The sequence below is a fragment of the Parascardovia denticolens DSM 10105 = JCM 12538 genome (assembly GCF_001042675.1).
Taxonomy (GTDB): domain Bacteria; phylum Actinomycetota; class Actinomycetes; order Actinomycetales; family Bifidobacteriaceae; genus Scardovia; species Scardovia denticolens.
The window spans coordinates 1,882,593-1,890,857 of sequence record NZ_AP012333.1; the positions used below are offsets into that span (position 1 = coordinate 1,882,593).

At 50.8% G+C, this 8,265-nt stretch carries 7 protein-coding genes and 1 pseudogene; all 8 read right to left on the bottom strand.

The annotated features are described in order from the left end of the window. Positions 1-16: 16 nt before the first annotated feature. Positions 17-1,132, bottom strand: a complete 1,116-nt coding sequence (locus tag PSDT_RS07935; RefSeq protein WP_036737505.1) for a ParB/RepB/Spo0J family partition protein — start codon at positions 1,130-1,132, stop codon at positions 17-19. Positions 1,133-2,147: 1,015 nt separating this feature from the next. Beyond that, entirely contained in the window at positions 2,148-3,161 is a 1,014-nt protein-coding gene (locus PSDT_RS07760) for a ParA family protein (RefSeq protein ID WP_006288465.1), read from the bottom strand. 320 nt (positions 3,162-3,481) lie between these two features. Beyond that, complete coding sequence (locus PSDT_RS07765) at positions 3,482-4,465, bottom strand: 16S rRNA (guanine(527)-N(7))-methyltransferase RsmG (RefSeq protein ID WP_006288464.1); 984 nt, start codon at positions 4,463-4,465, stop codon at positions 3,482-3,484. 275 nt (positions 4,466-4,740) lie between these two features. Beyond that, positions 4,741-5,274, bottom strand: a pseudogene (locus tag PSDT_RS07770) (Jag family protein); the annotation flags it as partial. A 211-nt stretch (positions 5,275-5,485) separates the two neighbouring features. Next, on the bottom strand, positions 5,486-6,475 hold the full coding sequence (gene yidC, locus PSDT_RS07775; protein WP_006288462.1) for a membrane protein insertase YidC: 990 nt from the start codon (positions 6,473-6,475) through the stop codon (positions 5,486-5,488). A gap of 95 nt (positions 6,476-6,570) precedes the next feature. After that, complete coding sequence (yidD, locus tag PSDT_RS07780) at positions 6,571-6,909, bottom strand: membrane protein insertion efficiency factor YidD (protein WP_006288461.1); 339 nt, start codon at positions 6,907-6,909, stop codon at positions 6,571-6,573. Continuing rightward, on the bottom strand, positions 6,906-7,358 hold the full coding sequence (rnpA, locus tag PSDT_RS07785) for a ribonuclease P protein component (RefSeq protein WP_006289992.1): 453 nt from the start codon (positions 7,356-7,358) through the stop codon (positions 6,906-6,908). The genes yidD and rnpA overlap by 4 nt, the downstream gene beginning before the upstream one ends. A gap of 233 nt (positions 7,359-7,591) precedes the next feature. After that, on the bottom strand, positions 7,592-7,726 hold the full coding sequence (rpmH, locus tag PSDT_RS08200) for a 50S ribosomal protein L34 (RefSeq protein WP_006289991.1): 135 nt from the start codon (positions 7,724-7,726) through the stop codon (positions 7,592-7,594). Positions 7,727-8,265: the final 539 nt, after the last annotated feature.

The window sequence follows — 8,265 nt, forward strand, 5'->3', positions numbered from 1 at the left end:
CTGATATGCCGCTTCCCTAGAACCAACCATCCGTATTATCGTCTTTCCCATCGTTGGTATCGCCATAGCCTTTGACCAAATCAATGATACGATGAAGATCATCAGCGGAAGTAAAGGTGATCTCAATCTTGCCTTTCTTCCCGCTGCCTTTAATATCGACCTTCGTCTCGAAGAAATCACTCAGTTCGGTGATTTCGGGAGATCCCGACCAGATATTGGCCGGCTTACGCTTTCGTTGATTCTTCTTGTTCCCAAGCTGAAGCGCGACGATTTCTTCCGTGGAACGAACCGAAAGACCTTCTGCCACAACCCTCTTAGCCAACGATTCCATCTGTTCGGCGGATGGTAAAGCCAAAAGCGCTCGAGCATGTCCAGCAGAAAGCACTCCCGATGCGACTTTCTTCTGGATACTTCCAGGCAGTTGCAGGAGCCTCAAAGTATTAGCGATCTGTGGACGCGACTTGGAAATGGACTGGGATAGCTGTTCCTGCGTCAAACCGAAGTCCTCCATCATTTGCTGGTAAGCCGCGGCTTCCTCCAACGGATTGAGGGCGACTCGATGAAGATTCTCCAAGAGCGCATCTCGGAGCATGCTGTCATCAGCTGTTGTCCGCACAATCGCAGGGATCTTATCGAGACCTGCAAGTTTGCTTGCCCTCAGTCGCCTCTCCCCCATGATGAGCTCATAAGGCGTGGCGAAGTCATCACGCTTCCGGACAACGACGGGCTGAAGAACGCCGACTTCTTTGATGGAATCCGCCAATTCCTGCAGCTCTTCTTCGGCGAATACGGACCGAGGCTGCTTCTCATTGGGAGAAATATCATCAATGGCGATTTCAGCGAGATATCCCCCCTCAACCGGGACAAGATCTGGCTCTTCGCCTTCACCCGATTCAGCATTCTGAGAGGATTCTACCGCTTGAGAATTCTTTTTGTTTTTCACGATTCCGATATCCTCCGGTTGCTCTATAGCAGCCGGATTCTTGTCACTCGCTTCATCCTGTTTTTCAGAAGACTGCTGCTCAGACGGAGATTGATCTGGAATTGTTTCACGTGAAACATTCACTTCCAAGTGGCTCTTCTCCCCTACTACTTGCTGGGTTTCAGGTTTATGAGCACTCTCATCAGTCATCTGTTCTGCTAGGGTTGCTGGGCTTGGATTCGCAGATTCGACCAAATCAGAAGAGTTTCCAGAACCAACCGAGCCTGTGAGACCATGTGATTCTTTGACCGCTCCGTTTGAATCAACGATTCCCCCGGATTCATTCGTCATCTCTTGGATCCCTGCGGATTCATTATCCGTTTGAGAGATCTCTTGCTGACGAATGGTAGATGAATTCACTCCCGCAGGGGCGACCTGGACACTATTCAGGCCAGTCAAATCGTTTCCTTCGATCACATCGCTAAAGTTAGGAAGACTGGAGTTTATCTTTTCACTCCCTCCTTCTTCCTCAGGTGTGGATCTTTGGCCTTCCTTCTGCCGCTGATTATTCTTAGCACCGACTACAGCGGTTCCCCGTTCCTCATTCTTCGGTGGAATAGAACTGCTCTTCGAAGAATCAGTAGACTCGCTAGAGCTTTCATCCAAGTTCATGTCTTCAGAATAAGCCATCTGAGAGGAAGCATCAGGAGTATGAGGAGATGCCATCGCATTGACGCTTGACGATCCCTCAGAAGTTGAGTCATTCTCTTGGTTATTGCTAGGACTGTCCTCTTCCCCTGAAGAAGAAGACTGAGCGAAGCTAGTCTTCTTTGGCTTAGAGTCGTTTGAATGATTTACTTCGTCTTTCTTATGAAGATGATTCCTCGTTTTCTTGTTCAGGTCTAGAATACCGGTTGAATCAAAGAAGAAATCAGAAGGATGAATGGAATCCGCTAAAGATGGAATGTAATTCTTTTGCTTTTTGTTAATCCCACGCTTTTTACTGGTCAAAGATGATTCGGCAGGTACCGAAGAACTGTCATCGGAAAAACGACTATTGCCGGTTTTGGTAGTTTTCCGCCGTTTTCCTACGTTTTTTCCTGAGGAAATTTGAGATGTTTCACGTGAAACATTCACCGATTCACGCGCTTCAAGCTCGTTCTCTTCGTCAAGGGTAGGCAAAGTTGGGAAAAGTGCACCGACACCTTTGCCTAGGCGCGACTTCTTAGGCATTCTTATGTCCTTTCTCATGAAGAAGGGCTAAAATTTTCTTTGAATTACGATTGATTTCAAGAGCTGCTTCACGATAAGCGATGGCACCATTCCCACGCGAATCGTAAGTGATGACGCTCTGGTTGAAACTTGGAGCCTCAGAAATCCGTACAGATCGAGGGATCGTGGTCTTCAACACGATATCTTTATAGTGCTGTTTGATTTCGTCATAGACCTCTCGGCTCAAGAGAGTTCTCTTATCGAACATCGTCACAATCATCGTGGAAATAATCAGGGAATGATTCATCGATTTTTGAACGAGCTGGATGGTATGAAGAAGCTGGCCAAGCCCTTCCAAAGCATAATATTCCGCTTGAATAGGAATCAAGACCTCGGTAACGGCACATAAGGCGTTCAAAACCAGTAAACCTAGGCTAGGGGCGCAATCAATGATGACGTAATCGTAATGCTTCGACGATGTTGAGATATACCTTTGAAGCTGTTGCTTCAAAAGCTCTGTCCGATTTTCCATATCGACTATTTCCAACTCGGCACCGCTGAGATCAATGCTGGAAGGGACGACATCGAGCGAGTCAAAGTCAGGACAGACCTCGACGGCATCAGCCATGTCGTATCTTCCTTCAATCACATCATAAACAGTCACGTCCTCCGGCCCGTGGGGGATACCCAAGGCGGTGGAAGCATTCCCCTGCGGATCCATATCGATGATAAGAACTTGCAAGCCACCCTCAGCGAAAGCAGCAGCAAGATTCACGGCAGAGGTTGTCTTACCGACTCCGCCCTTTTGATTTGAAACCGCAATATACCTGGTTTCTTTCGGGTGCTCGAATTTACTCCCTTTGAGTTTCTTCAGGCGAGCGTTCTCATTAGCCAGCTCACTACCAAATCCAGAATTCGAACCTTGGAAAATACGGTTAAGGATGTCCTGCGCAGACTCGAAAACCGGTTCGTCAGAAGCACTTCCCTCATTCTTCGAAGAAAATGTTTCACGTGAAACATCGGACATAGGACCCCCTTAAAACGACTACTCCATTCTTCTATATTTCATCGACACAAGCAAATCGGCCGAGCCGAATGTGGATAAGTCGGGCCGAAATAAGGCGGAAGTGATGAAAAATCGAAGTCAGCTTTATCAGAAAGCAAGTATGAGATCAAGAAAGATAAGGGGAGGGGATCAATTCAGGGGAAGGAAGAGAAAAGAGGTCAGCTAGGGAAGAGAGGAAGAGGAGCGGGAAGAAGATCAAGCCAGTGGAGAGGAAGAAAGCGGAGAGGGGAGAGGAAGGAGAAAAAGCTGGGGGAAGTGAAACGGTTGGACTCTTTGGAATCCTACTTTTTGGAGACAGTCACCACATGCGTTGGTTCAAGTCCTGGACCGATAGGAGCGAGATAGGCATGATAAGAATCAGCATGGTTTTTCCTGAGTTCTTTTTCGGCCTTATCAAGTTCCGCCTGCGCCGATTTCCCCTTGAGCGCGATCAAACGACCGCCTGGCACTAATAGGGGAAGGGTCATCCGAGCAAGTTTCGTCATCGGAGCGACAGCCCGGCAGGTGACGATATTGAAACCGGAGAAATACGGGTTCTCCTCTTGGAAGAGCTCCCAGGCATCAAAATAAGAGGTGTTCCTGTGAAGAGACAGCATCTTGTGGAACTGATTGGCATCTTCGGTATATTTGGCGTTCTCAGACTTGTCAATGTGATTTGCGTTGTTAACCGCGTCAACTGCGTTATTAATTGCATCAATATTCGGCGCCGTACCCGCTTTCTCCAGCTTTCCTATATTCTTGGCGGAGGCGGATCTGTCAAATTTCAGAGAGTTTTTGCCTTTTCCTCGAGTTTTCCCGGATTTTCCACCGGCTTTCCTCTTGAGGATGGCCTCCAGCTCCTCCGTGCGGGCGCGCACAATAGTGGCGTTATTCAAATCAAGTTCTTCCACCACTTCCTGAAGCCATTCGCAGCGTCGTTCCATCGGTTCAATAAGGAAGAACCTGACATGGGGGAGAAGGGCGGCAAGAACGATGCCAGGAAATCCACCACCAGAGCCGATATCTCCCACAATGGGAGCGTTTTCGCCATCAACTTCGCCCAAATAAAGCCGGGAAGGGATAGCATCCAAAGCCGTGCGAACGAAGGGGAGAAGGGCTGCGGAATTGAGGATATGCCGCTCCCAAATGATATCGACATCACGGGGACCAATCAGGCCGCGGGGTTCGCCTTCTTTTTCCAATTTCGCATGGAATCGCGTCAATTTCGCGGTCGCAGGGCCTAGAACCTGCTCAATGATGGGGGAGGAGTCCAGCTGATCGGCCACGCTTATTCGCCAGCCTCCTGCTCTTTGGCGGCTTCTTCAGACCCGTCATCCAAAGGAGCTTCCTGATCGAAAACAGCATCCGCATGATCATCATCGGAAGAATCGACATCGTCCTCATCAAAGTCATCCGACTCATCCGAATTGTCCGACTCGGCCGCCTCATTGATTTCGTCGATGTCGTCGACCTGATCAGTCGCGATTTCGCTGAAATTCATCTCTTCGTCATTAACGTCATTCGATTCATCCACAACACCAACTTCATCAATGGCATCAAGATCATTGACCTCATCAGCTTCGTCGGCCAGATCGCCATCATTCTGGGCCTTCATATAAATCGTCACATACCGCTTGGGCTCCACGCCATGCGACCTGGATTTGAGGCCTTCCTCCCGAACGACATCATGCACAATCTTGCGTTCGAAGGAATTCATATAACGAAGAGAGACGGGCTCCCCAGACTCCCGGACCTCATCCACGGCGTCCAGAGCAACATCCTCCAGATGCTTGCGCCGCCGGGACAAATACCCGTCCACATCCAGAATCAGACGGGAACGTTCGCCGGTCTTCTGCTGCACAGCCAGACGGGCCAGCTGCTGCAAGGCGTTGACCACCTCGCCATGGCGGCCAATCAGGTTCTTGATATCACGGTCATCGTCAGCGACGATCTCCACAGTCGGACGCCCATTGCGAACGGCCAGTTCAATATCGCCCTCATAATCGACGATATCCAAAAGACCTTCCAGGTAATCGGCCGCGATGTCGGCCTCGTCGTTCAACTGCTCGATGGAACGCTCTTCCTCGTCCGCCATATCAGCTCCTTGTTCCTGCTTTTGTCGAGTCTTCATACCGCCCGACCGCCATACAGCGCCATGCTGCATCAAGCCAGACAATGCCTATTCATCTAGTCTATATCAAGGGGAAGCGAAACTGGCGCAAAACGTCGGAATCCCGGAAAGCCCGGACCAGATGAAGTCCACGTCCCAGGCCTTACCAGGCTTTGGCAGACCCCTACGTGCGCTTCTACTTGCGCTTTTTGCGGACCGGCTGTTTGCGTTGATGTCCCTCGCTCTTCAGCCGTTCCTCTTCTTCCTTGGCCTTGAGCAGGGCTTCCTCTTCTATGGAGATCTCCCCGGCCCGCTTGCGGCGAGCGGTCTCGCGCTTATAATCGCGCTTCTCTTTGGCCTCGGCGGCGGGGGAGCCAGGAGTAGGCATATTGTAGGTCTGCCAGAAGGTCTGTCCCAAAGTCCAGATGTTGTTGGTCAGCCAGTAGACCAGGACGGCGAAGGGGAAGGCGATACCGGAGAAGATGTACATGACCGGGAAGATGAAAGACATCATCATCTGGGTGCGGTAAGACCGGCCTTGCATGGATGCGCGAGGCATGTTCCGGCGGGTGTTGTGCCACTGGGAGTAGAACATGGTGAAGCACATGAGGGCCACGAAAATGCCGATGGTGATTTTTCCGCCAGGATTCGCCGTGGTGAACATGGAGGACAGGGTGATGTTGAAAACCCGAGCCTGAGCGAATTCAGTGGAAACAGCCTTATCAAAAGCGCCGAGAGGACCACGGGCCCCGTTGGAGATATAAGTGACCATGGAAAGGGTATAGAACATGGCCATGAAGACGGGGGACTGGATGAGGGCGGGAATGCAGGACCCGGCAGGGTTCACATGATTGTCCTGGTAGATCTTCATGGTTTCCCGGCTCATGGCTTCACGGCTGGCTGGGTCGGTCTTCCCCTTGTACTTGTTCTGGATTTTCTGCAGTTGGGGTTGGACTGCCTGCATATTCCGCATGGAGACCATCTGTTTGATGAAGAGGGGAAGAATCAGCAGGCGGACAAGCACCACCAGAAGCATGACGGAGATCACCCAGGCGATTCCTTGCTGCCCTCGAAGGCCGATGTTGGTCAGAATGTCATGAAAGAATTTGATGATGTAGGTCATCGCGATTTCGAGCGGTCGCAGAATCTTGTAGATCCAGCCGAAGAAGCCTTGATCGAGAGCCATGAAATCCCCTTAGTAGTTACGTTTCTTAATTCGTCCGATCATGTCGATCGTGAAAAATCCGGTGATAAGAATCAGCTTTCAGGTCTAAGGCCCGATTATACATGAACGCCTGGTTCTGCTTGGTTTTCCGCCTGTGAGACCGGTTTTTCAAGCCAAGCCTCAGGAACGAGACGGGGCTCTTCATGGGCTTTTGACCAGGAAAAACGGTAGAAAAGAGAGAATTTCCGCGGGACGTCGTCGATGCCCCCATCACTCCAGGGACGGCAACGGGCGAGACGAAGCAGGGCCAAAAGCCCCCCGCGAAAAGCGCCGAAGCGGTCGATTGCCGTCAAAGCGTAAGCCGAACAGGTGGGGTAGTACTTGCAGGAAGGCGGGCGAAAAGGGGAGATTTTCCTCTGATAGAACCGAATCAGGCGTAGGAACAGGTCCTTCATGGCCGCCCGTCCGAGCCGTTCATCTGCCGGACCAGCTTGACAAAGGCCTTCTCCACCTGCTGGTCTAGGTCAGCGAAAGGGACATGGGCCGTCTGAGGCTTGGCCCGCATGACCAGGGAAAGCCTCGTCCCCGGTCGATCCTTCAAGGCTTGGGCAAGCAAAGGCTCGTATTTTCGGGCAAGGACACGGAAACGCCGTTTGACCTTGTTCCTCTCTACGGCATGCCCGACCGCCTTGGAGACGGCCAGCCCCAGGTAGATAGGTTGATCGCTTGAACCGTTAAAGCCTTTTGGGGACGGATCCGCCACTTCCCTTTGGGAATCGGCAGGGGAAGACAGGCCCGACGAAAGGTCCTGCAAACGATAATGCAGGACCAAATCCCGGGTCGATACTTTGCGTCGATGCTTGAGCACCGCCACGAAATCACGATGAGATTTCAGTCGTTCCATACGCCTTCCATACGTCTTATCCTATAAATCTAAATCTATAAATCTGTTTAAATCCCTTGCCAAAAAGACAGATGCGACAAATCCACAGGCATCGCCGACATAAAATTAAAGCGCCACCGAAGTAGCGCTTTCACTTCATCTCGTCGTGCGAACGATCGTGCTTGACCGCTTGATTGATCTTGTTTGAGTTGATCAATCCGATCGATAGGAATCAAAGGGATCCGCTACCGGAATCAAGCGGCAAGGGTCTTGCGGCCTTTGGCGCGACGACGATTGATCAGTGCGCGACCTTCGCGAGTACGCATGCGCTGGCGAAAACCATGCTTCATGTGACGACGACGATTATTAGGCTGGAAAGTCCTCTTCATAATAAACGCTCCCGTTTTTCGGCCTGTCCGGGCGCGCCCGGGCAGGGCAATTTGAAGTCCTACTAAATTACCTTGACTACTTTACACGAAGACCCGGTCTAAACAGGGGTTTTCGCCTGGATAGTACTCGAATCTTTATAGCATGTTCACCACCCTAAGGGAAGTTTTCCACAGATTATCCATCCATCTCCAGTTCAAAGGCAGGACGATGAAGGGAAGACTTCTTCACAATCGCAGGCAAATGACACCTATGTAGTTTATCCACAAAATCATTGTGAATATGTGGATAAGTCAGATCCTTGCCCAAACTTCTATCCACAAATTACAGGAGTGTTATTCACATTTGTGTATTTACAACACGCTAGCCTGTGGATAACTTCCAGAGTGGGGATTATAAATAGGAGTCTGTCAGCTTGCTGATGACCACGATCCGCGATCGAACCCATCCCGAATCGACCTTGCCCCGGCCCATCACCGACCGATGGCCCGGCAGACGGACACAAAAAAACGAATAGACGAACCGACTTGTTGGAGGAACC